Origin of the sequence: Dactylosporangium sp. NPDC006015 (assembly GCF_040614215.1) — a bacterium.
Classification (GTDB): domain Bacteria; phylum Actinomycetota; class Actinomycetes; order Mycobacteriales; family Micromonosporaceae; genus Dactylosporangium; species Dactylosporangium maewongense.
The window spans coordinates 215,079-236,505 of record NZ_JBEXUD010000002.1; the positions used below are offsets into that span (position 1 = coordinate 215,079).

Genomic DNA, 21,427 nt, shown 5'->3' on the forward strand with positions numbered 1-21,427 from the left:
GGCCACTGCTCACGGCGTGGTCAGACTTTGTGCCACTTCTGGTTGGCGCCGCCGGTGCACTCCCACAGGTGCAGGACGGCGTCGTTGTCCGGGTTCCAGCCGGCGATGTCCACGCACTTGTTGGCCTGGGGGTTGACCAGGTCGCCGGCGGCGGACAGGACGAACTGCTGGGCGGCGTTGCCGCTGCAGTTGGCGATCTGGATCGCGGCGCCGTTGTCCTTCGAGCCCCAGGCGACGTCCATGCACTTGTTGTTCTCGGTGCGCAGGGTGCCGTTGACCCAGGTCCAGCGCTGGTTGGTGCCGCCGGTGCAGTTCCAGACGATCAGGCGCTGGCCGTCGTTGAAGTTCCAGTTCGGCACGTCGATGCACTTGCCGTGCCAGTTGCTGGCGATCCCGCTGACGTTGCCCGCCGGGGGCTGCGTGGTGCCGCCGCCGGTGGGCGGCGGGGTGGTGCCGCCGACGAACGGGCTCAGGGTGATGCCGGCGGACCGCGGGTCGCCGGAGTGCACCAGCGACTCCTGGTTCTGCACGTCGTCGAAGGCGAACCCGTACGCCTTCCCGTCGGCCATGTTCGCGTGGATGATCCGCGAGTAGTGGTTGGTCAGCGAGCTCTTGTAGAAGTCCGCCGCCCCGCCGCCGGGCTGGGTGTCGATGGTGCCGAGCGTGCCGCGGTGCAGCGCCGCGCAGAGCGTGCGGGCGATCGGGCCGACGACCTGGTCGTTGGGGGCGCCGAGCGCGCCGTCGCAGCCCCAGACGTTGCTGGTGCTGGGCTTGTTGAACGACGCGACCCGCTGGCCCGAGCCGTTGGTGAAGTTCATGACGTTGCCGCTGGTCCGGCCGAAGTACTTGACGCCCGGCTGGTCGGTGAAGGGCACCACCGTCAGGGTCTTGGACGTGTACGCGTTCCAGGCGTTGGTGATGTACGGGTCGAGGTACGTCGCGCTGAACAGCCCGGCGTCGGCCGCCTTGCCCGGGGCGAGGACGCGCAGCACGGTGCCGTCGGCACGGGTGACGACGGTGTTGCCCCAGCCGGACTGGGCCTTGATCTGGTTGATGACGTTCTGCCGGCCGTTGGCGACGGGCGCGCCGGTCCTGGTCGTGACGCCGTTGCTGCCGGTGACGCTGACCTCGTGCGGCACGGCGAACATGTCGACCTGCGAGCTGTTGAGCCACAGCCCGGCGTCGTTGTAGGTGAACTCGCTCCAGTCGAACAGGATGTCGTGGTTGGGGTCGCCGGCGGCCCACGGCGCCGGCTGGACGAGCCCGTCGGGGGTGAGGAAGAACTTCAGCTTCTGGCCCAGGGACATGTACACCCGGCCGGACATGTTCTTCGGCAGCTGGATCGTGGTGCTGCCGCCGTTGCCGGGGCCGGCGATCGCGACGTCCGGCGCCGGGGAGGGCGGGTTGGACCCGCCGGCCCAGTTGGTGAACGTGCCGCCGGCGTTGGCGTAGCCGAGGCGGCCGGTGGTGAGGTTGACACCGATGACGTAGAGGTAGACCGCGTCGCCGCGGCCCGTGGTGTTCTTGACCGTGAAGGGCAGCAGGTTGGGTCCGAGCGCCGACGCCGACGGCATCGCCGCGATGCCGACCGGCACCGCCACGGCGAGCGCGGCGAGCGCACCGAGCACCTTTGTCCTGAAACGCACCGAGAGACTCCTTCGTGAGAGCGCTCTCAGCAGCCTTTGTTACCGGTGGGGAACGTGTCAACAGAGATCGACAGAATCCACCGTCACCGAATCGAAACTTAAGAAATCGTTGAGCGGAGCCCAACGTAGGTCGGGCTCCGCTCACGGTCTGTTGATTTATCGGAGCAGCGACAGGACGTTCTGCGGCGCCTGGTTCGCCTGGGCCAGCATGCTCGTCCCGGCCTGGGTCAGGATCTGCGAGCGGGTGAAGGACACCATCTCCGAGGCCATGTCCGTGTCGCGGATGCGGGACTCGGACGCCGACAGGTTCTCCACCGCGGTGTTGAGGTTGTTGATGGTGTGCTCGAACCGGTTCTGGTACGCACCGAGCGTGGCCCGCGCGGTCGAGATGCCCTTGATCGCGGTGTCGATCGCGGTGATGGCGGCCGAGGCGCCGGTCACCAGGTCGAGCGAGTCGACCCCGAGGCCGGTCGAGTCGAAGCCGGTGACGCCGGTGACGCTGCCGAAGGCGGCGGTGCCGAGGTTGACCGCGATCTGGTCTGCGGTGTTGGTGTTGGCGCCGACCTGGAAGGTGCCGGTGTAGGAGGCGCTCGAGTCGAGCAGCTTCTGGCCACCGAAGGACGTGGTGGTGGAGATGCGGTCGAGCTCGGCGTTCAGCTGCGTGAACTCCGTCTGCGCCGCGGTACGGGCGTCGGTGTCCTGCGAACCGGTCGAGGACGCCTGCACCGACAGGTCACGCATACGCTGCAGGATCGAGTGCGTCTCGGTGAGCGCGCCTTCAGCGGTCTGCACGACCGAGATGCCGTCCTGCGCGTTGCGGACCGCGACCTTCAGACCACCGATCTGGGACCGCAGGCCCTCACTGATCGACAGGCCGGCCGCGTCGTCCGCGGCGCGGTTGATCCGGTAACCGGACGACAGGCGCTCCAGCGACTTGCTCATCTGGCTGTCGGTCGTCGACAGGTTCCGGTAGGCGTTCTGCGCGGCGATGTTGTTGTTGATACGAAGACCCATGGTGATTCCTCCTTGATCCGGGTCGTACTGCCCGGGCCGTCCGTGGCCCGCACGGCTCTGACATCGGCGCCACCCGGATGGGCATGAGGCTTCGCCCGGACGTTTTTTTTCGTCGCCGCGGCCCACGGATGGCAAGGTCATGCGCATGGGCATGTACGGGTACGTCGACGGGGTCCCCTTCTGGAAGCCGGGCACCAGCACGGCGCAGCTGTTCGCGGCGCAGGTGCGCGTCATGGAGCACCGGATCCAGCGCTCCAGCGGCATCCTCGGGCCCGAGAGCGACGAGCTGCACTTCGACCCGTTGAAGCTGCGGGAGTTCTTCGTGTTCCTGCTCAACGACTGGAACCGGCAGCACTCGCCGGCGGTCCGGGCGATGTCGCTCGGCACGCTGCAGGTCCTCGCGTCGCTCGACCAGCACCTCAACGGCCCGCTGCGGGAGCTCGGCGGCAACCCGGAGATCCGCGACGGCATGCACATCGCGCTGCCGCCGAGCGGGCTCGAACCGGTCGCGTGGGGGCCACCGACCGCGCGGGAGCTGCCGCCGTCGGTCCGCTTCGAGCTCGCGGCGATCGTGTTGGATCTTGTGCGGGGCTGGTACCAGACGATCGACGCCCGCACGGACGGCCTCGGCTGGCAGGGCGACCGGCTGCGGGAGATCGTCGACGGATACCCGGTGCCCCTGCTGCTGCCGCCGCAGCGGATCCCACCGGACCTGATCAGCACCGATGAGGGGTACCGCCGGGTCAGCGTCATGTCGCTGTGGGACACGGTGTACGGGGTGTCACGGCTGCGCCTGCAGGTGGTGCACGACGGGCTGGGCCACCGGATCACCTGGCTCGGCTTCGGGGATCCACCCCCGAGCGTGGCATGAGGTGTTTGAATGTGTCAATGCTTGACGTAACCTGATTGTTTTTGTTGGTATGGGTGCACTTCGATGCTAAGGAGTGCACCCGTGAGAAGACTCGCCTGGATCGCGGCCGCCACCGCGATCGCGGTCGCCGTGGCCACCCCCGCGGCCGCCGCCCCGCCACCGCCCGAAGGACCCAGCTGGCACCCCGGCATCCCGCCCATCGCCACCCCGTGGACCGCGCAGGTCGGGCCCACCAACGCCCTGCCGGAGTACCCGCGGCCGCAGCTCACCCGCAACCGCTGGCAGAACCTCAACGGCGTGTGGGAGTTCGCCCGGGCCACCGTCGACCAGGCCGTGCCGACCGGGCAGAGCCTCGGCGAGCGGGTGCTGGTGCCCTACCCGATCGAGTCGGCGCTGTCCGGGATCCAGCGGCACGAGGACCGCATGTGGTACCGGCGGACCTTCACCGTCCCGGCCGCCTGGGCGGGCCAGCGGCTGGTCCTGCACTTCGGCGCGGTCGACTACGACGCGAAGGTGTACGTCAACGGCACCCAGGTGGGCACGCACCGCGGCGGGTACGACGGCTTCGACCTCGACGTGACCGACGCGCTGGTCGGGACCGGCCCCCAGGAGCTCATCGTCTGGGCGGAGGACCTCACCGACGCGACCGGCCAGCCGATCGGCAAGCAGCGCCGGGTCAGCGACCGCGGCATCTTCTACCAGGGCAGCTCCGGCATCTGGCGGACGGTGTGGATGGAGCCCGTCCCGGCCGCGTCCATCACCTCCCTCTCGATGACGCCCTCCCTGGCGACCCAGAGCCTGGGCCTGACCGTGAACGGAACGCCCGGCCAGCAGTTCGAGGCGGTCGCCCGCAACGGCAACAAGGTCGTCGGCCGGGTCACCGGCACCGTCGGCACGCCGGTCGCGGTGCCCGTGCCGAACCCGAAGCTCTGGTCGCCGGACAACCCGTTCCTGTACGACCTGCAGGTCCGGCTGACCTCCGGCGACACCGTCGGCTCCTACTTCGGCATGCGACAGATCGGCACGCTGCGCGGCGCCGACGGCAAGCTGCGGATCGCGCTCAACGGCAAGATCCTGTTCAACCTCGCCAACCTCGACCAGGGCTTCTGGCCCGACGGGCTCAACACCGCGCCCACCGATGCGGCGCTGAAGTTCGACCTGCAGCAGGACAAGGCGATGGGCTTCAACGCCGTGCGCAAGCACATCAAGGTCGAGCCCGACCGCTGGTACTACTGGGCCGACAAGCTCGGCCTGATGGTGTGGCAGGACATGCCGGCGGCCAACACCGGCCCCATCCCGGTGGAGTGGCGCGACCAGTTCGAGGCCGAGCTGCACGAGATGGTCCGCGAGCACCAGAGCTGGACGTCGATCGTGGCGTGGGTGCCCTTCAACGAGGGCTGGGGCGAGTGGGACCGCACCGCGACCGGCCGCATCGCCGACGACGTCAAGGCCCAGGACCCCTCGCGGCTCGTCAACGCGCACAGCGGCGTCAACTGCTGCAACTCCAAGGGCGACTCCGGCCGCGGTGACGTCATCGACTTCCACCAGTACCTCGGCCCGGCCTCCCCCGCGCCGAGCGGCGACCGCGTCTCGATCGACGGCGAGCACGGCGGCTTCGGCCTGAAGACGTCCAACCACATGTGGTTCGGCGACGGCGGCGCGTACGAGATGACGCCCGACAAGGCGACGCTCACCGCGAAGTACGTCGAGAACCAGAAGGCCGTCATCGCGTCGGCGAAGTCCTGCGGGATCAGCGCCTCGGTGTACACCCAGATCACCGACGTCGAGGGCGAGCTCAACGGCTTCTGGACCTACGACCGGCAGGTCGCGAAGATGGACCTCAAGCAGGTCAAGCAGATCAACCAGCAGATCATCGCCGCCGCCGACGGTTCACCGGGCAACGTGCCGCAGCCACCGCCGGGCACGCCGGGCCTGACCGGCATCGCCTACTACCCCCTCGACGGCTCTACGTCTGACGAGGCCGGCTCCCACGACGCCACCGTGGTCGGCGGTGCGGCGTTCGTCGCGGGGCACACCGGCGACGGCGTCTCCTTCGACAACGGCTACCTCGACACCGGCGCCCCGCTGATCGACACGGCGACCGACTACACCGCCGCCGCATGGGTCAAGCTCGACCGCGTCGACGGCGCCTTCCAGACCGTCGTCAGCCAGGACGGCCCGACGAACAGCGACTTCTTCCTGCAGTACTCCGGCGCCGACCAGCGCTTCGCGATGAGCTTCGTCGGCGTCCGCGCCCTGGCCCCCACCAGGCCGAACCCGGGCCAGTGGTACCACCTCGCCGGCGTCAGGGACACCGTGAAGGGCGAGCTCCGCCTGTACGTCGACGGCCAGCTCGCCGGCACCGCCGGCGCCTGTCTCCCGCAGGCCGCCCCCACCGGCAACACCGTCATCGGCCGCGGCAAGTTCGGCGGGAACCCCGTCGACTTCCTCGACGGCACCGTCGACCAGGTCCACCTGTACGACCGTGCCCTGACCCCCGCCGAGATCCAGCAACTGTTCACCTCCGGCAACTGACACCGGCGCCGGGAGCGGGCCTTCCCGCTCCCGGCGTTTGTTCCAGCGTGCTCAGATGTGTGCCGTGACGGCGCATCGGCCCTGCGTGCGGCGTGGTTCGGTTAGCGTGGACGGGTGGGCTGGTGGCTGCTGCACGTCGACCTCGATCAGTTCATCGCGGCGGTGGAGATCCTTCGGCGGCCATCGCTGAAGGGGCTGCCCGTCGTCGTCGGCGGCGACGGGAATCCGGAGCGGCCGCGGCAGGTGGTGGCGACCGCGTCGTACGAGGCGCGCGCCCTCGGCGTCCGGTCCGGCATGCCGTTGAAGGCGGCGGCGAAGCGGTGCCCGTCGGCCGTGTTCCTGCCGTCCGACGTCGAGGCGTACCAGGCCGCATCGGTGCAGGTCATGGCGACCTTGGCGCGCTTTCCGGTGCTGCTGCAGGTGTACGGCTGGGACGAGGCCTTCCTCGGCGCCGACACCGACGAGCCGATGGTGCTCGCGGCCGACGTACGGCAGGCGGTGCTGGACGAGACCGGGCTGAGCTGCGCGGTCGGCGTCGGCGACAACAAGCTCACCGCCAAGCACGCGGCACGGTTCGCCAAGCCCGGCGGCCTTTTCCAGCTCACAGGTTCGACGTGGCCCGACGTCATGGGTGGCCTCCCGGCGGCCGACCTGTGGGGCGTCGGCCCGAAGACCACGAAGCGGCTCACCACCATCGGCGTGCACACCGTCGCCGACCTGGCCGCCTGCGACGTCGCCCTGCTCATCGAGCACTTCGGGCAGCGCAGCGGCACGTGGCTCGCGGCGACGGCCGTCGGCACCGGCGACACCACCATCGACACGGAGCCCTGGATCGCCCGGTCCCGCAGCCGTGAGACGACGTTCCTCACGGACGTCACCGACCCGGACGAACTCGCCGGCCACGTCTCCGCGCTCGCGACTGCACTGGGCGCCTCGGTCGTCGCCGACGGGCGGCAGGTCACGCACGTGGCGGTGAAGGTCCGCTTCTCGTCCTTCTACACCCCCACCAAGGTCATGAAGCTGCGCGGCGGCCCGACCACCGACCTCGACGTGATCGCCGGGACCGCGCGGACCGTGCTGGCCAAGTTCTCCCTGCACCGCCCGGTGCGGCTGCTCGGCGTCCGCCTGGACCTGGAGCTGCCGGCTTAGAGGTCTCGGTAGTAGAAGTACATCGGCTCATCCGCCCCCGGCTCGACGTTGACGAACCCGTGCGCCTCATAGAACCGCCGCGCCTCCGTGTCCGCCCCGTCCACATGGATCTCCAACGCCTCCGCCCCACGCCCCTTCGCCACCTCACACGCGGCGCCCAGCATCGCGCGCCCGACCCCCTGGCCGCGCAGCCCCGGCCTGACGTACAGCTCATCGAGCACGACGGCAGGCCCCTCGGACCAGACATTGACCCGGAACGACAGCACGGCAACCCCGGCGGCCGGCTCCCCGGCCAGCAACACCACCAGCTCATCCCCCACCAGCAACCGCTCAAGCCGCCCGGCAAGCACCTCAACCCCGGGCGTAGGCGTGTCGAACTCCCGGTTGAACGCATCCAGCAACCCCGCCACAACCCCAGCATCCGCCGCCGCAGCCCGCCGCACCTCCCACGTCCCCACCCCACTCATCCTGCCGCCGCCCCCCACCCCCACAACACATTTCGACGGCAAACGCCTCCGGTCCGGCAACAACTGCCACCAGCCCGTCTCGCCAGGCACTTGCCGCGGGTAACGCCTACTGCCCGGACCGGTTCGCCGGCAATCGCCCCGTGCCGGCAACAACTGCGCCCAGCCGGTGGCTCCCGGTCCGGCAACAACTGCGACCAACCAGTGGCCCCCCGGTCCGGCAACAAACTGCCGCCGGACCGGTTCGCCGCAGGACGGGTCAGGCGGCGACGGTGCAGACCGTGCCGTTGAGGCGGAAGGCGGACGGGAGAACGTTGGGTCCGTTGTACGCGCCGACGAACCCGGTGCTGGTGGCCCCACCGCCGGCGGCGAGGGCGCCGTTCGTGTCGATGTTGGTGACCTTCACGTCGCGGCCGGTCTGGGTCCAGTTGCCGTTCCAGCTGCCGCTGACGCTCTGCCAGGCGGTGGGCCAGGTGAAGGTCAGCGTCCACCCGTTGATCGGGCTCGGGCCGGTGTTGGTGATGTCGATGTTGCCGACGTAGCCGTTGCCCCAGTCGTTGACGTCGGTGAAGCGGACGGTGCAGGCGCTCGTCGCCGGGCTCGTCGTCGTGAACGTCAGCGGCGGCGACGACCAGGAGACCTTGCCCGCGGTGTCGCGGGTGACCACGTTGACGGTGTACCGCGTGCCGGGGTTCAGGTTGTACACCGGCAGCGACGTGCCGGACGTCTCGCCGAGCTGCTCGCTGATGGCGCCGTTCTGGCGGTACACCTCGTACTTGGCGATCGGGCTGCTGCCCGCGGACGCCGCCGGCCACGCGATGGTCGCGGTGTTCGCGCCGATGGCGGTCGTCGTGGGCTGGCCGGGTGCCTTCGGCGCGCCGGTCGTGGACGACGACGGGTGGAGCACGAGCAGCGTCAGCGAGTACGGCGCGATCGTCTGCGCCGCCGCCGTGCCCGCCGTCGCGGTCGACGGGGCGCTGTCACCGTTGCGGAACGTGGTGACCGCCGGCGCGCCCGACGCGGCGGACCAGCCGGAGTACTTGAGGCTGACGGACCGCGCGTTGTCGGGGTCCTTGTTGATGAGCAGGACGGCGAGGTCCCCGTTGGGCCGGCGGGCGGCGTGCGCGGCCACGAGCGGGTCCCCGGTGGCGGCGCGGACGAGCTGGTCCCCCGGGCGGACGAACGACTTCATGACGCTCAGCGCGTGATACGGCGCGAACGGCGTGTTCATCGCCGGCTCGCACACGGTGCCGCCGGTCTGGCAGCCGCCGCTGGACAGCAGGCCGAAGTCGCCGTAGTCGGTCTGCCCGGCGACGGTGGAGACGGTGCCGATGCCGTTGTGCACGTTCCACCACTGGATGGTGAAGACCCCGTTGGCGAGAAGGCTGCTGTACGTGTCGGCGAGGAACAGCGCTCCCGGCTGCGTGTTCTGGCCGACGCCCACGTTCAGCTCGGTGAAGCTGACCTTGATGCGGCCGGCGCCGGTACCCGCGTAGCGGGCGATCTGCTGCCGCGTCAGGTACATGATGTCGTCGATCTGCTCGGTCTTGGTCAGGGACTCCGCGGCGGTGCCGCCGCCCGGATACCAGTGCAGGTCCACGAAGTCGATCGACGGCCCGGCGACGGACAGCACGACCTGGTTCCACGTGCCGGCGTCGCCCGAGCCGACCAGCCCGTCGGGCCAGTTGCCCGGCGTGGTCAGCACCGCGCCGATCTTGATGGTCGGGTCGACGGCCTTCATCGCCGCGGCGAACGCGACCACGCCCTCCGCATACGCCCGCGGGCTCTTGTCGGCGTGGTTGTCCGCCTCCCACGCGGAGCCGTAGTGGCCGTTGCCGTAGTTCTCGTTGCCGATCGTCCAGTACTTCGCGCCGTAACCCTTGGTCACGTTGGCGTAGCGGACCCAGTCGGCGGCTTCCTCGGCGGTACCCGTGCCGTAGTTCGCGATGATCATCGGCTGGGCGTTGATGCGGCGGACCGAGCCCATGAACGTGTCGAAGTCGGTGTTCGGCGCCACGTAACCGCCGGGCGCGGTGTGGTCGCGCCAGTGGTAGATGTCGGCATACGAGCCGCCCGGATACCGCAGCATCTGCACGCCGGCGGCGCCGAGCAGGTCGGACACCGCGGTGGTGCCGAGCTCGGCGTCCCAGATCGCGTCGTTGACGCCGAGCGCGGTGTCAGGGACGGTCGCGAGGCCTGCCTTGGCGTTGACGGTGACGGTGGTGGCGACGGGGTCGGCGGCCATGGCGGCCCCCGGAACGGCGACCGCTGGAACGGCCGCGAGCAGCAGCGCCGCACCCATCACGGCGCCGCGGCGAATTCCGATCTTCATGACGGTCCAATCGGAGAGCATGGATGGAAGCGCTCCCATGCTGGGGATGCCCCGGGACCATGTCAAGCGCTTCGACAGCGCTGACCTCGTGACCATGGCCGCGCCCTACTCGGTCCGCGAACGTTCCACGGACGCCAGGTAGTCCGCCACCACCCATTGCTCGTTGTGCTCCGCCCAGCCCCGTGCCGTGGCGTGGAACGACGGATCCGTCCGCCCCGGGTCGGCGCCCAGCTCGACCAGCGCCCGCACCGTGTCGAGGTGCCCGTGGTACGCCGCCTCGTGCAGCGCCAACGTGCCCCTGAACTCGAACCCCAGCTCCGCCATCAGCCGCACCGCGCCCGTCCTGCCAAGCTTCGCCGCGGCGACGAGATGGTGCGGCTTCGCCGCGATCGCCAGCTCCGCCGTCCGCCGGTCACCGGTCGCGGCCGCATCACCGCGCATGCAGGCGCCCAGAAACCGCAGCACCGGGTCTCCGTCGCCCCCGAACAGCTCCGCCACGTCGGCATTGCCGTACAACACGGCCGTCGAGAACGCGTCAAGCCCCTGGAACACGGGATGCCTGGTGCCCAGGCCCCGCGGATCGGCGCCGTGCCGCACCAGGAGCCGCGCGCGCTCGACCGACCCGTGCTGCGCCGCCTTGATCAGCTCGTCCTGCAGCAGCTGCGCAGGCGTGGGGTGGGTCGGCCCGAGCCGCCGGTGCCACACCCCGCCGTCACCACGCCCGAGCCCGTGCCGCAGCAGCACGGGAAGGTGCGAGTCATCGTCTTGGTGGAGGCCGCGGTTGTACAGCGTCTGACTGTCATTCGCGTCGGCTCCCGCCTCGAGCAGCAGCTCCGCCAGCGCCGGCCCGTCCCGGTGCGCGGGCTGACCGCCCTCGCCGCCGCCGAACACCCCCGCCAGCACCGTGAACGGCGACGTCAACCCGTCCCACAGGAACCCCGCGGCCGGGTCGGCGCCGCGCTCCAGCAGCAGCCGCGCGACCTCCACTGTGGAGTGCCCCGCCGCCGTGCTGTCGACGCGCGAATACGCCAGATACAGCAGCGGCTCCCACCTGTGCGGGCCGCCCTGCCGATCCGCCGCGCCGGGATCCGCGTCGAGGATCCGCCGTGCCGCCGCGACGTCCCCGACCGCAGCGGTGGTGTAGATGGAGTGCCCGGCCAGCTCGGGCCGCTCGTCGAGCATCTGCCGCGCCCGCGCCCACCGCCGCGGGTCGTCGCCGCCATAGGTCAGGCAGGCGAGCACCAGGAACTCGTCCGCCGCGCCGGCGGGCCTCTGCTGGTGCGGCGATCGGGCGAACCTGCCGATCACGTCCAGCGTCGCCCGCAGCGCCGGCCAGCTCACGAACCCGTAGGACCGCGCGACCACCAGCTGCGCGTCGGCCCGCTTGACGGTCTCGGGCCGCACGTCGCGGTGCCTGGGATGGAACTCCCGCAACAGCTCCAGCGCCTGCGGATCACTGTCACGCACGCGCCGCTGGAGCGCCTTGGCCTGGTTGCGGAGCTGCTCGACGTCGGGTTGATCGGGAAGACGACGGGTCGGCACGACTGCCTCCTTGTCCGTGCGCCTGGTGTCCGCAAACTCAGGCCGGAAAGGAGGTGATGCCGGCACTGCCTCGATCTACCAGGTGGGCTTCGCCCTTCGCGCGGACTGCTGGCGCCCCGAGCGCCGACCCCAAGGCTAGACGACTTCACCCGCCGCGGTCACCCGCGACGCCGCAATGCAACTCTCGGTGGTTGGGTTGGTGGCGGTGGGTGACAGTGGGCGACGCCGCTGGACGCGGGATCGTGCGACCCCGACGATGGAGTGCAGCGCCTACCGGGGGGAGGCAGCCCATGCGATCCGCTTTGACAGCAACAGATTCCGCCTCGTCGGCGCCGTTCGGCTCGGACGAGTGGATGGCAGCTCGCCGCGCCGCGCAGGCCGCAGCCTCCGACCGGCGGTGCGAGGAGAAGCGGCGGGTGAGGGCGGAGTTCGCCGAGGCTCGCGCGCATGGGCTGGCGGCCCGCCACGCAGCGAAGCTGACGAGGCTCCGCAACGCTCGCATCCTGACAGAGGCGGCACCGCCGACCGCCACGGCACCGTGCGGCGGACGCGCCGACGGCGGCCGCCCGGGTCATGGCGAGCCGGTCGACGATCCAGCACCCGCCGGCGCACCGCCTTCGCCAGGGCCGCTCGCACCTGGACCACCCACACCTGAACCGCTCGTGACTGAAGCGCCCACGGCTGGACTGCCGACCAGGTCCTCGCCCGCCACCGAGAGCTCGACAGTCGCTGAGCACGAGCGGGCAGACACAGCGGCGGTCGAACCCGTGAACGCCGAAGCTCACGAGGTTGCGGGTGGCATGGGCTCCGAGCGAGCGGGGCGACAGGCGAGTGGGCGCGCTTCGACGTCGGGCTGTCGAGCGCTCTGTCGACCCGCGCGACGACCCGTCCCGTGGGGTGCGCGTCGGCGGTACCTATTGGGCAGGCGCCGCGGGTTCGGCGTCGGAGGCCGGCGGGGCGTGCTCCACCTTGGACGGCTGGTGAGGTGTCGACAGTATTTAGGAACGTTCGTTCTTGACTGATCGTTCCTTTACTCGTACCGTCTGAGGGGTGGGGCGACCGAGAGGCTTTGACGAAGAGGTGGTCACGCGGGCGGCGGTGCGGCTGTTCGCGGGACGGGCCTACGACGGGTTGTCCGTGGATGACCTGGTCAATGGGTTGGGGGTGCATCGGAACAGCCTGTACAAGACGTTCGGCAGCAAGCGGGGGCTCTATCTGACCGCGTTGCGGTGGTATCTCGAGCACGAGTTTGAGCCGGCGCTCGCGGCCATCGAGAAGCTGGCCCCGAAAGACGGCGGCCGGGATGCCTCGCTCATCGAGGGGGGCGTGCTGGATCTGTTGCTGCTGGCGGCCGTTGAGCAGGCGCCGGGTGATTCAGAGGTCGCCGGGCTGATCAGGGGTGCGCTCGCCCGGCTGGATGACGCCGTTGGAGTGGAGCGGGCCACGGAGCTGTTGGGGCTGCGGCTGCGGGCCCGGGCCGGTCAAGAAGCCTCGGCCGATTGAGAAGTCCTGGCCGGTCCAGAAGGGCCCGGCGGTCAGAGAAGCTAAGGAGTGATGGGGATGGCGACGGTCAGTATCGATTCGGGGAACCTCGTTGTTGAGATGGAAGGGCTGGACAAGCTCTGGGCGCTCAAGAGCAGGCTGGAGATTCCGCTGGCGAACGTGCGGGGGGCCACGGCGGACCCGGGAATGGTGCGGCAGCCGAAAGGGATCAGGACGGCTGGGACGCACCTCCCGAATGTGATCACGGCGGGGACGTTTCGCCTTGACGGGGAGAAGGTGTTCTGGGATGTGCGGGACGCGGAGAAGGCCATCGTCGTGGAGCTCGCCGACGAGCGGTATGCGCGGTTGGTGATCCAGGTCGACGATCCGCGCAGTGCCGTTGACCTCATCGAACGGTCCGTCAAGCGGTGAACGAGGCAGTGAGGAAACGGGCGGTTAGGACTGTGGCGAGGGGGTAGTCGGCGGATCGGTACACGACTGAACGACAACCGCACGGGGCGACCGATGACAGTGAAGAAAACGCTGACCTACGCCGCTTGGGCATTCATCATCTACTTCATCGCGTTCCGGCCGCAGGCGGCGGCGAGCGTCGCCCGAGGGCTCCTGGGGCTGATCAGCGCGCTCGGCACCGGGTTCGGGGACTTCTTCAGCAAACTGGTGACCTGAGCTACGGATAGGGTCGGTGAATGGCGTACCGGTTGCAGCGGCGGCTCGTCGACGAGTTCGCGGCGTGGGGGTCGGAAGACGAGGCTGAGCGGGACCGGATCGCGGTGTTGTTGCGGGTGCGGGCCGAGCGGCTGGAGCGGCCCGATCCGACCCGGTGGCGCAGTGGGGACGTGCACGAGCTGTTCATGAACGCCGTCGTGCCACGGCAGGTCGACGCGTGGGGGCTGGCCGAGCACGGGCTCGGCACGGTGCGGGAGTTCCTGCGGTTCCTCGACGCCACGGACCGGCTGCACCCGGCGAGTGCCAAGCCCGCCGCGCTGCTCAAGGAGGCGGACCGGCTCACGGCGAAGTTCCCGGCCGCGATGGCCGACACGAACCGGTGGGAACTGGCGAAGCGGATCTTCACCGCGATGCTCCGGGACGGCGTCAGGCCCGACGGGGACCCGGCGGAGATCGACGCGTGGGCGGCGAAGTTCAGTGCGCGGCAGCCTGAGGAGCGCCGGGAGGTGCTCGGGCGGCTGATGGAGGAGCGTGAGGGGTACGCGACCGGCCACGTCACCATCGACGGCGGCACCGTCACGATGAGCACCCGACCTCCGCAGCGGACAACGACGACCGCGCCGGACCAGACGAACGCGTCGGCGAAGACGAGCGAACCGGCGAAGACGAACGCACCGCAGCAGACGAAGGAACCGGAGAAGCCGGAACAGCTCAAGGTCGAGCCGCCGTACGAGCAGGTCAGGGACAGCGCGCTGCTGCGGGACCTTGCCGCGCTCGCCGGCTGGGTCGGGGTCGACGGCCGGCCGCTCGACGACCGGGGTGAGCTGCGCAAGGCCGACCGGCCCGCGCTGCTCGCGGTGCTCGGCCACCAGAGCACGGCCGAGCCGATCCTGACGCCGCTGTGGCTGCTCGCGATCGAGTTCGACGTCATCCAGCTGCGCCGCACCAGGGTCGTCCGCGGACCGGGGGCGGCCCTGATCGACGACGTCCTGGCCGGGAAGACACAGCCGCAGGAAGCGCTCGACCTGTGGGTGGACCTCGCCGACGCGCTCATCCACCCGATCACCCCGCTGCACTCGGAGAAGGGCACCGCGCAGCTGCGCCAGTGGATCGACCCGTGGACCCCGCTGTTCCTCGACCAGCTGGCCGTACAACAGGGAAAGGCCGAATTGGAGAAGCTCACCGACCAGCTGATCCACGAGCACGGGAGCCGCCTTCCGGCCAGGGATCCCGACCTGTTCGCCGGCATCGCCGCCACCGCCGTCCGCAACACCCTCGCGTCCCTCGCCCGCCACGGCGCCGTCGCGGTCGCCGGGTTCGCGGACGACCCGGAAGCGGCCGCCGAGGCCGCCGCCATGTGGGGCACCGCGCCGTGGGCGGTGCATCCGGAGCCCGGCGTCACCATCGAGCTGACGGACCTGGGAAGGTGCCTGCTGTCGTTAAACTCGGCCGCGGCAGGGCCGTAGCGCAGAGGTGGTCGCGTCCGTCTCATAGTCGGAAGGACACCGGTTCGAATCCGGTCGGCACTGCCTGCAAACAGGAGGGCGGGCCGTGGTGCTGGGGTGGATGGTCGAGCGGGCGACCGAGCGGCGGCTCGCCGGCGACTGGCACGGCGCGTGCCAGACCGCGGGCGTCGACGTCGACGTGGACCTGCCCGCGATCAGCAACGCCCACGGAAAAGAGGTCGCCGGGCGAATCGAGGACGACCTGCGCCACCTCGTGCCCGACCTGCTGCGCTGGCACCTGCCGCAACGCCCCGGCGACGGCCTGCTGCGCACCGGACTCTGCCTGCCCCTGGCGGTGTTCCCCGACGCGTACGCGCTGGTCGCAAGGCCGCCGGGAAACCTCGACGAGCCGCAGCGGATCCGGTTGGCGTTCGAGCGCCTCGACGCCACCACGCCCGGTAAACGCGACCATTCGCTGCTGCTGCTCCGCGACCGCTGGGACTCCCGGTGCACGGGCCGGCTGATGCGACGCTGCGGCGGCACGACCCACCTGCCGTTCTTCAACGACACCGGCGAGCGTAGGGCAACACAGCCGGAAACCGTTGCCGAGCAGGCGATGCGGCTGGACGACGAGGGCCGGCACGCCGAGGCGTGGGCGGCGGCCGGGTTCGAGCTCCAGGTCCTGCTGTTCGACCCGGGATGGGGCCGGGAGCGCATCGACCCGGCGGCGTTCGCGCCCGGCCGCACCGGCGACGAACTGCGGACCAGCAGGCAGACCGTCGTCGAGCAGTCGCTCACCCGGCTGCGGCCGGTGCACACGACGCTGCCCGAGGCGGCCCGCCGCGTGGCCGAATACGTGACGAACCTGCGCCACGCAGCACCGCTGGAGCAAGACAAGAGCAGCCAACCAAGGTACTGGGGTCCCCAAGGAGAACCGCCGCGGCCCGACCCGATGCCGACCGACGTCGACGAGCACTGCGGCCTCGTCCGGATCGACCGCCCCGGGCGCTGCCTCGTCCTGGACCGCCTCGACACGCCGCAGCCGCGCGCCCGGCTGGTCGCGGCCGTGCCGTACGGGCAGGCCGACGACGACCGGAAGCGCGCGGAGATCGCCGAGTTCGGCCTGGAGCTGGCCCGCGTGCCACGGCTGCCGTCCGTGCTGTCCCGCCGCCCGGACGAGCTGACCGGGCTGCTGCGCGGGTCGCTGCGCCCCGACCAGCTGCATCCGCTGGTGCACGAGGCGTTGTTCCCGGCCGGTACGACGCCCGCACCGCCAACGGTCCGCATCAAGGACCGCGTGCGGATCTACTGCACCGGGACGATCCACGAAGTGGTGCTGCGCGACGGCGCCATCCAGATCCAGGACTCGCCGGCCGAGATCCAGCGCGAGCGGGCGATGCGCGCGTTCGGCGGCCCGGTCCGCGGCTGCGTCGCCGCCCAGGAGGGCTGGCGGGACCCGGCGGTGCGGATGCCGAGCCAGATGCGCGGCCTGCGCCGTGACCTCATGCGGCTCGTCCACCTCGGCGACGGCCCGGCGGTGGCGGCCGCCCTGGACTCCGGCATCGACCCGCACGTCCGCGACGAGCGGGGCCGCACGCTGCTGCACCTGCTGCCGTGGCTGTTCGACGCCGACCTGGCGATCCTGACCCGGCTGCTGGCCGCCGGCCTGGACGTCGACGCACGCGACGTGAACGGCGAGACGCCCCTGCACCCGGCCGTCGCCTACGGCAGCCCGGCGCTGGTGCGGGCGCTGCTCGACGCGGGCGCCGACCCGAAGGCCCGCTCGGAGCGGCCGTTCCAGCGCATGGCCATCTGGACCGGCCGCCGCGACCTCGATTTCCTGCGCACCCTGAACCGCTGATGGCGCACCCTGAACCGCTGATGGCGAAAGTGATCCTCGTCGACGACCTGCGGTCCTTCGTGGACGGCCGGGCGGCCGAGGTCGCCCGGACCAGCGCGGCGGGCGTCGAGGCGCTGCACCGGCACCGGCAGGCGCGGATCGACGAGCTGTGGCTGGATCACGACCTCGGCGGCGACGACACGATCTGGCCGGTGGTGGAGGTCCTGGAGATGGCGGCGTTCGAGGGCAGGCCGTTCGACATCGGGGTCGTCCTCGTCCACTCCGCCAACCCCCCGGGCGTGGCGAAGATGCTGCAGGCCCTGCGCCGGTGGGGGTACGAGGTCCGGTCCGCCACGGGATCACCCCAGGTCGCGTACCTCGGGGAGTGAGGACACGAGCGGGAAGGCGTACTCGAACTCGGGGCCGGCCGACAGGGTCACCTCGACGCCGGTGCGCTTGAAGCCGGCCTTCTCGTAGAGCGCCTGGGCGCGGGCGTTGGACTCGTGCACGTAGAGGCGGACCCGGTCGACGGGCTGGGTCCGGGACCACTCGACCGCCGCGTCGAACAGCGCCAGGGCCAGGCCGGTGCCGCGCGCCTCGGGGCGCACGAAGACGCCGACGACGTGCGTCTGGGCGAACGGCGCGGTCTGGCCGCAGAAGTCCTCGACGCCGGCGGGCTCGACCAGGACGGTGACCGAGCCGAGCCAGCGGCCCTCGGGAGACTCACCGATGAACTGGCGGACCGTCTCACCGAGTGCCGCGTCGGCCGCGCGGCCCTGCCAGAAGTCGTCCGGCTGGGCGACGGCCCGCTCGTACGTCTCCAGGAACGCGATCGGCGCGACCGGATCCTGCAGCGCGGCGAGCCGGAGCTCCTTCACCAGAGGCCACTCGGACGCCTGCACGGGCCTGACAGTGAACGACATCGCGCCATCCTCGCACCGCGGAATCAGCGCCGGCAGCCGAATTACGCGGGCGTGAAACGGACCGCCGAGGCGCGGGCGAACGTGGTGCCGGCGGTCAGGACGACCTTCCCCGAAGCACCCTGGACGAACGACCACGTGCCCAGCGTGTACCAGGAGCCGCCGACGCTGACCTGGTTCACCGTCAGCGAGGCCGTCCCGCCGCCATGGGTGACCTGGTACGCGGCCGCGGTCGTGCTGCTGCTGCTCGACGGCACCCACACCTCGACCCGGTACGTGCCGGCGGCCCGCAGCGTCGGCGCCCAGGTGGCGGTGGAGCCGGCGGTGTTGCTGTACCGGCTCGGGGTGCCGTCCACGCCGGGCAGGCTGCTCGCCAGCCAGGTGCCGGCCTCGCGGTAACGGACGTTGCCGGCGCAGTCGGCGGCCGTGTCGAGGGGCGTGACCGTCACCTGCCGCGGCCCCGGCGTGCCGGGCACGACGTAGCCGGCGGACGCGGCGCTAACGCCGCCCTCCCCGATGGCCGTGACCCGGTAGGCGACGCCGGCGACCGCGGACGCGGCCCCCACGACCAGCGACGCGGCCGAGGTGACGACCGTGGTGGGCAGCGATCCGCAGTCGGTGGCTGCGACGAGGTAGCCGGCGGCGCCGGGCACCGGGGACCACACGAGCGTCGTCACGCCCCCGCTGGTCGAGCTGCCGAGTCCGGTCGGCGTGGCCGGCGCACCCGCCGGTAGCACCGGGACCGTCCGGGTGGCCACGGTGACCGGATCCGACCAGCCACCGCTCGTACCGCAGCGGACGACGACACTCTGAGCGGTGTCGGCGACCAGGCCGGCGACGGTCAGCAGCTCCACCGCCGAGGACTCCACGACGCGCGTCACGGTCCGCCCGCCGCCGGTGGCGGTCACCTCGTAGCGCTCCGCGAACGGGTCGGGGGTGATCCGCACCGCGACCCGGTCGTCCGCGGCGAGCGCGCCGTGGGTCGCGAAGCCCCCGGACGGCGAGACGTATTCGCTCCACACGGTGTTGTCGCCTTTGACGCGTACTGCGGAGCCGCTGGTCACGATGCGGACCGAGCCCTTGAGCGTGGTGGTGAACGACGGGCCGCCCTGCACCTCCACCTGGTGGTCGGCCGCCCCGGGCGCGACGATGAAGCCGAGCACGAGCCCGCCGTCGACCGGGACCACGTCCTGGATCTTCGGCGGCAGCGCGAGGGTGCCGCCGGGCGTGACGGTCACCGGCGCCGACGCGGCCGACGTGCCGGCGCCGTTGAACGCGACCACCCGCACCTGCGCCGCGACCCCGTTGGCCAGCGTCACGTCGGCGAACCCGTTGATGGTGTCGGCGCTGGTGGCGCCGGTCGAGGCGAGCACCCGGTAGCCGTCGGCGTTGGCGACCCGGTCGAAGACGACGCGGACGGCGCCATTCGCGGCCTGCACGGAGCTGATGGTCGGCGCTGCCGGCACCCGGACGTCCAATGTGGACACGGCGACCTCGTGGCCGGAGGGCGCGAGCAGCGTCAGCCGCTGCCGGACGGCGGTGCCGGGGTCGGTCCACCGGACGGCCCGCTGCAGCGTGGGGCTGCCGGGCGCGATGTCGGGCAGCGGTAGCAGCCGCCCGTCGATCACCGTGCCGGCCGCGTCGGTGACCTGCCACGCGAGCCGGTGCCCTCGCAGGATCCGGGCGGGACCATCCTTGACGGACAGCGACAACATGGTCAGGCCGCCGGAAGACAGAAGACCAAGCCCCACAAGGGCGTTCGTCGCCTGCAACTGTGCGTAGGCCCGCTTCCGCTGGCCCCACACGTTCTGGATCCCCCAGCCGCGCACCTGGTCCGGGGACGAGCCGCCGTAGCCGCTGCGGTAGTCGTTGAACGTCCAGTGCGAGCTGCCCACCACCCACGGCCGGGACGGATAGGCGAGGGCCGCCGCGTCGCTGGTCGTGCGGAAGTCGACGTCCTCGCGGCTGGTGGGGAACGTGAAGCTGTCCGAGCTGTACTCCGACACGAAGATCGGCTTGTCGGGGTAGAGGCCGTGCACGTGGTCGACGTTGCCGGCGAAGTTGCCGTACATGTTGAGGCACGCGAAGTCCGTGTACTGCAACGCTTCCGCGCCGGGCGTGGCGGCGCCCGCGTAGGTGTTGCTGACGTACGTGCACAGGCGGGTGCTGTCCAATGTGGACTTGATGTAGGCGATCATCTCGCGGACGAACGTCATGCCCTCCGCGCTGGTGCCGCGGATCTCGTTCGCCACCGACCACGCGATGACCGACGGGTGGTTGTAGTCGCGGCGGATCATGTCGCGCAGCTCGGCGCGGGTGACCTCGTCGGCGGGGTCGAGGTTGGCGCCGGTGCCCCAGACGGGGATCTCCTCGATGAGCAGCATGCCGATCTCGTCGGCGTAGTCGAGCAGCTCCGGCGTCTGCGGCACGTGGTGGATGCGCATCAGGCCGGCCCCGGCGGCCTTCATCCGGTCGAGGTCGCGCCGCACCAGGTAGGTCGGCTCGGTCGCGCCGGCGACCCGGTCGTCGCCGACCCGGTTGTAGCCGTTGAGCCTGACCGGTTCACCGTTGAGCAGCAGCGCAGTGCCGCGGACCTCGACCTTGCGGAAGCCGAAGCGGTCCGACTTCACGTGCAGCGCGGTCGCACCGTCCAGGACGGTGGTTTCGCAGGTGTACAGGCTGGGCCGGTCCAACCCCCACAGCGCGTACCCACCGGATGGGACGCTGCTGTCCAGCCTCGCCTCGGCGGTGCCCCGAGCGGGCACGGTGATCGTCGTCGCTGGGGTGCCCCACGGGAACGCGCTCCGCACGGTGACGGTCTTCGCGGTCGCGCCGGCGTTGGACACCGTCACCCAGTTGACGACCGCCCCCGTGCCGGTCGTCAGGTCCGGGGTGGCGATGACGTGCTGCCGCTCGATCCGCACGGCGGCGTCGACGGTGAGCGACACCGACCTGCTGATCCCGCCCCACGGCCACCAGGCGCCGATGCTGTAAGTGTTGCTCGCCGCGACCACGACGGTGTTGGTGGCGGCGAGCCGGCTCGTGACGTCGAACTCGAACGGCGTGTAGCCGCCGGAGTGTTCGCCGAGGTAGGCGCCGTTGAACCAGACCTTGGCCCGGTGGTACACGGCCTCGAACCGCAGCCGGACGACCTGCCCGGCGCTGATGGCGGGCGACGCGACGGTGCGCCGGTGCCAGCCCCAGCCGCGGTAGCCGGCCCACGCGTCGTGGACGTCCCAGTTGCCGGGGATGCGCAGCGTCGCCCAGCCGGAGTCGTCGAAGCCGGGCGTGGCCCAGCCGGACGCCTCGCCGGTGCCGCCGGGGTCGGTCGCGAAGCGCCAGTCCCCGTCGAGCGGGACCACGGCCGAGCCGGCGGCCTGCGCCGGACTGTTCAGGACAACGGGAAGGACAACGGGCAGGAAGGCTCCGGCGGTGCCGGCACCGATGAGTTTGAGGACGTCGCGCCGATGCGGGGTCACACGGGCCTCCGAAGATGGGAG

The 21,427-nt window shown here is 71.1% G+C and carries 16 protein-coding genes and 1 tRNA gene; 10 read left to right on the plus strand and 7 right to left on the minus strand.

Going from position 1 to position 21,427, the window contains the following annotated elements; translation table 11 throughout:
- Nucleotides 1-20: 20 nt before the first annotated feature.
- Both ABZ321_RS04065 and ABZ321_RS04070 read right to left on the minus strand, forming a co-directional pair.
- Nucleotides 21-1,646, minus strand: a complete 1,626-nt coding sequence (locus tag ABZ321_RS04065; RefSeq protein WP_354889210.1) for a beta-1,3-glucanase family protein — start codon at nucleotides 1,644-1,646, stop codon at nucleotides 21-23.
- 156 nt (nucleotides 1,647-1,802) lie between these two features.
- Nucleotides 1,803-2,660 carry a flagellin gene (locus ABZ321_RS04070; protein ID WP_354889212.1) on the minus strand — a complete coding sequence of 286 codons (858 nt, stop codon included), beginning with the start codon at nucleotides 2,658-2,660 and terminating at the stop codon, nucleotides 1,803-1,805.
- Between the two features lie 145 nt (nucleotides 2,661-2,805).
- Between ABZ321_RS04070 and ABZ321_RS04075 the strand changes: the two genes are divergently transcribed.
- The 3 genes from ABZ321_RS04075 to ABZ321_RS04085 all read left to right on the plus strand — a co-directional run bounded on the left by ABZ321_RS04075 (nucleotide 2,806) and on the right by ABZ321_RS04085 (nucleotide 7,215).
- Nucleotides 2,806-3,531 carry a DUF6086 family protein gene (locus tag ABZ321_RS04075; RefSeq protein WP_354889214.1) on the plus strand — a complete coding sequence of 242 codons (726 nt, stop codon included), beginning with the start codon at nucleotides 2,806-2,808 and terminating at the stop codon, nucleotides 3,529-3,531.
- Nucleotides 3,532-3,612: 81 nt separating this feature from the next.
- The gene (locus ABZ321_RS04080) at nucleotides 3,613-6,066 is read left to right on the plus strand and encodes a LamG-like jellyroll fold domain-containing protein (RefSeq protein ID WP_354889216.1); all 2,454 of its coding nucleotides are present in this window, start codon (nucleotides 3,613-3,615) and stop codon (nucleotides 6,064-6,066) included.
- A gap of 114 nt (nucleotides 6,067-6,180) precedes the next feature.
- Nucleotides 6,181-7,215 (plus strand): DNA polymerase IV, encoded by a 1,035-nt coding sequence (locus ABZ321_RS04085; RefSeq protein ID WP_354889218.1) that lies wholly within the window; start codon nucleotides 6,181-6,183, stop codon nucleotides 7,213-7,215.
- On the opposite strand, the gene ABZ321_RS04090 is transcribed toward ABZ321_RS04085, so the two are convergent.
- From ABZ321_RS04090 to ABZ321_RS04100, 3 genes are all read right to left on the minus strand, one after another.
- Nucleotides 7,212-7,625 carry a GNAT family N-acetyltransferase gene (locus ABZ321_RS04090; RefSeq protein WP_354889220.1) on the minus strand — a complete coding sequence of 138 codons (414 nt, stop codon included), beginning with the start codon at nucleotides 7,623-7,625 and terminating at the stop codon, nucleotides 7,212-7,214. The genes ABZ321_RS04085 and ABZ321_RS04090 overlap by 4 nt on opposite strands.
- Nucleotides 7,626-7,938: 313 nt before the next feature.
- Complete coding sequence (locus ABZ321_RS04095) at nucleotides 7,939-10,011, minus strand: cellulose binding domain-containing protein (RefSeq protein ID WP_354889222.1); 2,073 nt, start codon at nucleotides 10,009-10,011, stop codon at nucleotides 7,939-7,941.
- A 105-nt stretch (nucleotides 10,012-10,116) separates the two neighbouring features.
- Nucleotides 10,117-11,553 carry an ankyrin repeat domain-containing protein gene (locus ABZ321_RS04100; protein WP_354889224.1) on the minus strand — a complete coding sequence of 479 codons (1,437 nt, stop codon included), beginning with the start codon at nucleotides 11,551-11,553 and terminating at the stop codon, nucleotides 10,117-10,119.
- 1,050 nt (nucleotides 11,554-12,603) lie between these two features.
- Here ABZ321_RS04100 and ABZ321_RS04105 point away from each other — a divergent pair.
- The 7 genes from ABZ321_RS04105 (at nucleotide 12,604) to ABZ321_RS04135 (ending at nucleotide 17,396) form a co-directional block, all read left to right on the plus strand.
- Nucleotides 12,604-13,056, plus strand: a complete 453-nt coding sequence (locus ABZ321_RS04105) for a helix-turn-helix domain-containing protein (RefSeq protein WP_354889226.1) — start codon at nucleotides 12,604-12,606, stop codon at nucleotides 13,054-13,056.
- A 57-nt stretch (nucleotides 13,057-13,113) separates the two neighbouring features.
- On the plus strand, nucleotides 13,114-13,467 hold the full coding sequence (locus ABZ321_RS04110) for a hypothetical protein (RefSeq protein ID WP_344514846.1): 354 nt from the start codon (nucleotides 13,114-13,116) through the stop codon (nucleotides 13,465-13,467).
- Between the two features lie 93 nt (nucleotides 13,468-13,560).
- The gene (locus ABZ321_RS04115) at nucleotides 13,561-13,722 is read left to right on the plus strand and encodes a hypothetical protein (protein ID WP_354889228.1); all 162 of its coding nucleotides are present in this window, start codon (nucleotides 13,561-13,563) and stop codon (nucleotides 13,720-13,722) included.
- Nucleotides 13,723-13,742: 20 nt separating this feature from the next.
- Nucleotides 13,743-15,188, plus strand: coding sequence for a hypothetical protein (locus ABZ321_RS04120; protein ID WP_354889230.1), 1,446 nt, complete (start codon nucleotides 13,743-13,745; stop codon nucleotides 15,186-15,188).
- Nucleotides 15,179-15,251, plus strand: a tRNA-Met gene (locus ABZ321_RS04125). Before ABZ321_RS04120 ends, ABZ321_RS04125 begins: the two co-directional genes overlap by 10 nt.
- A gap of 22 nt (nucleotides 15,252-15,273) precedes the next feature.
- Complete coding sequence (locus tag ABZ321_RS04130; protein WP_354889232.1) at nucleotides 15,274-17,028, plus strand: ankyrin repeat domain-containing protein; 1,755 nt, start codon at nucleotides 15,274-15,276, stop codon at nucleotides 17,026-17,028.
- A 17-nt stretch (nucleotides 17,029-17,045) separates the two neighbouring features.
- A complete protein-coding gene (locus ABZ321_RS04135) occupies nucleotides 17,046-17,396 on the plus strand; it encodes a cyclic-phosphate processing receiver domain-containing protein (protein ID WP_344514946.1) in 351 nt (116 codons plus the stop codon).
- On the opposite strand, the gene ABZ321_RS04140 is transcribed toward ABZ321_RS04135, so the two are convergent.
- Nucleotides 17,367-17,930 carry a GNAT family N-acetyltransferase gene (locus tag ABZ321_RS04140; protein WP_354889234.1) on the minus strand — a complete coding sequence of 188 codons (564 nt, stop codon included), beginning with the start codon at nucleotides 17,928-17,930 and terminating at the stop codon, nucleotides 17,367-17,369. The genes ABZ321_RS04135 and ABZ321_RS04140 overlap by 30 nt on opposite strands.
- Nucleotides 17,931-17,971: 41 nt before the next feature.
- Entirely contained in the window at nucleotides 17,972-21,406 is a 3,435-nt protein-coding gene (locus ABZ321_RS04145) for a glycoside hydrolase family 2 TIM barrel-domain containing protein (protein ID WP_354889236.1), read from the minus strand.
- Between the last annotated feature and the right edge of the window lie 21 nt (nucleotides 21,407-21,427).

Bases quoted from the DNA above. Each gene is read 5' to 3' on its own strand.
- ABZ321_RS04110 (WP_344514846.1), top strand. From the start codon at position 13,114: ATGGCGACGGTCAGTATCGATTCGGGGAACCTCGTTGTTGAGATGGAA.
- ABZ321_RS04075 (WP_354889214.1), top strand. From the start codon at position 2,806: ATGGGCATGTACGGGTACGTCGACGGGGTCCCCTTCTGGAAGCCGGGC.
- ABZ321_RS04070 (WP_354889212.1), bottom strand. From the start codon at position 2,660: ATGGGTCTTCGTATCAACAACAACATCGCCGCGCAGAACGCCTACCGG.
- ABZ321_RS04115 (WP_354889228.1), top strand. From the start codon at position 13,561: ATGACAGTGAAGAAAACGCTGACCTACGCCGCTTGGGCATTCATCATC.
- ABZ321_RS04095 (WP_354889222.1), bottom strand. From the start codon at position 10,011: ATGAAGATCGGAATTCGCCGCGGCGCCGTGATGGGTGCGGCGCTGCTG.
- ABZ321_RS04140 (WP_354889234.1), bottom strand. From the start codon at position 17,930: ATGTCGTTCACTGTCAGGCCCGTGCAGGCGTCCGAGTGGCCTCTGGTG.
- ABZ321_RS04120 (WP_354889230.1), top strand. From the start codon at position 13,743: ATGGCGTACCGGTTGCAGCGGCGGCTCGTCGACGAGTTCGCGGCGTGG.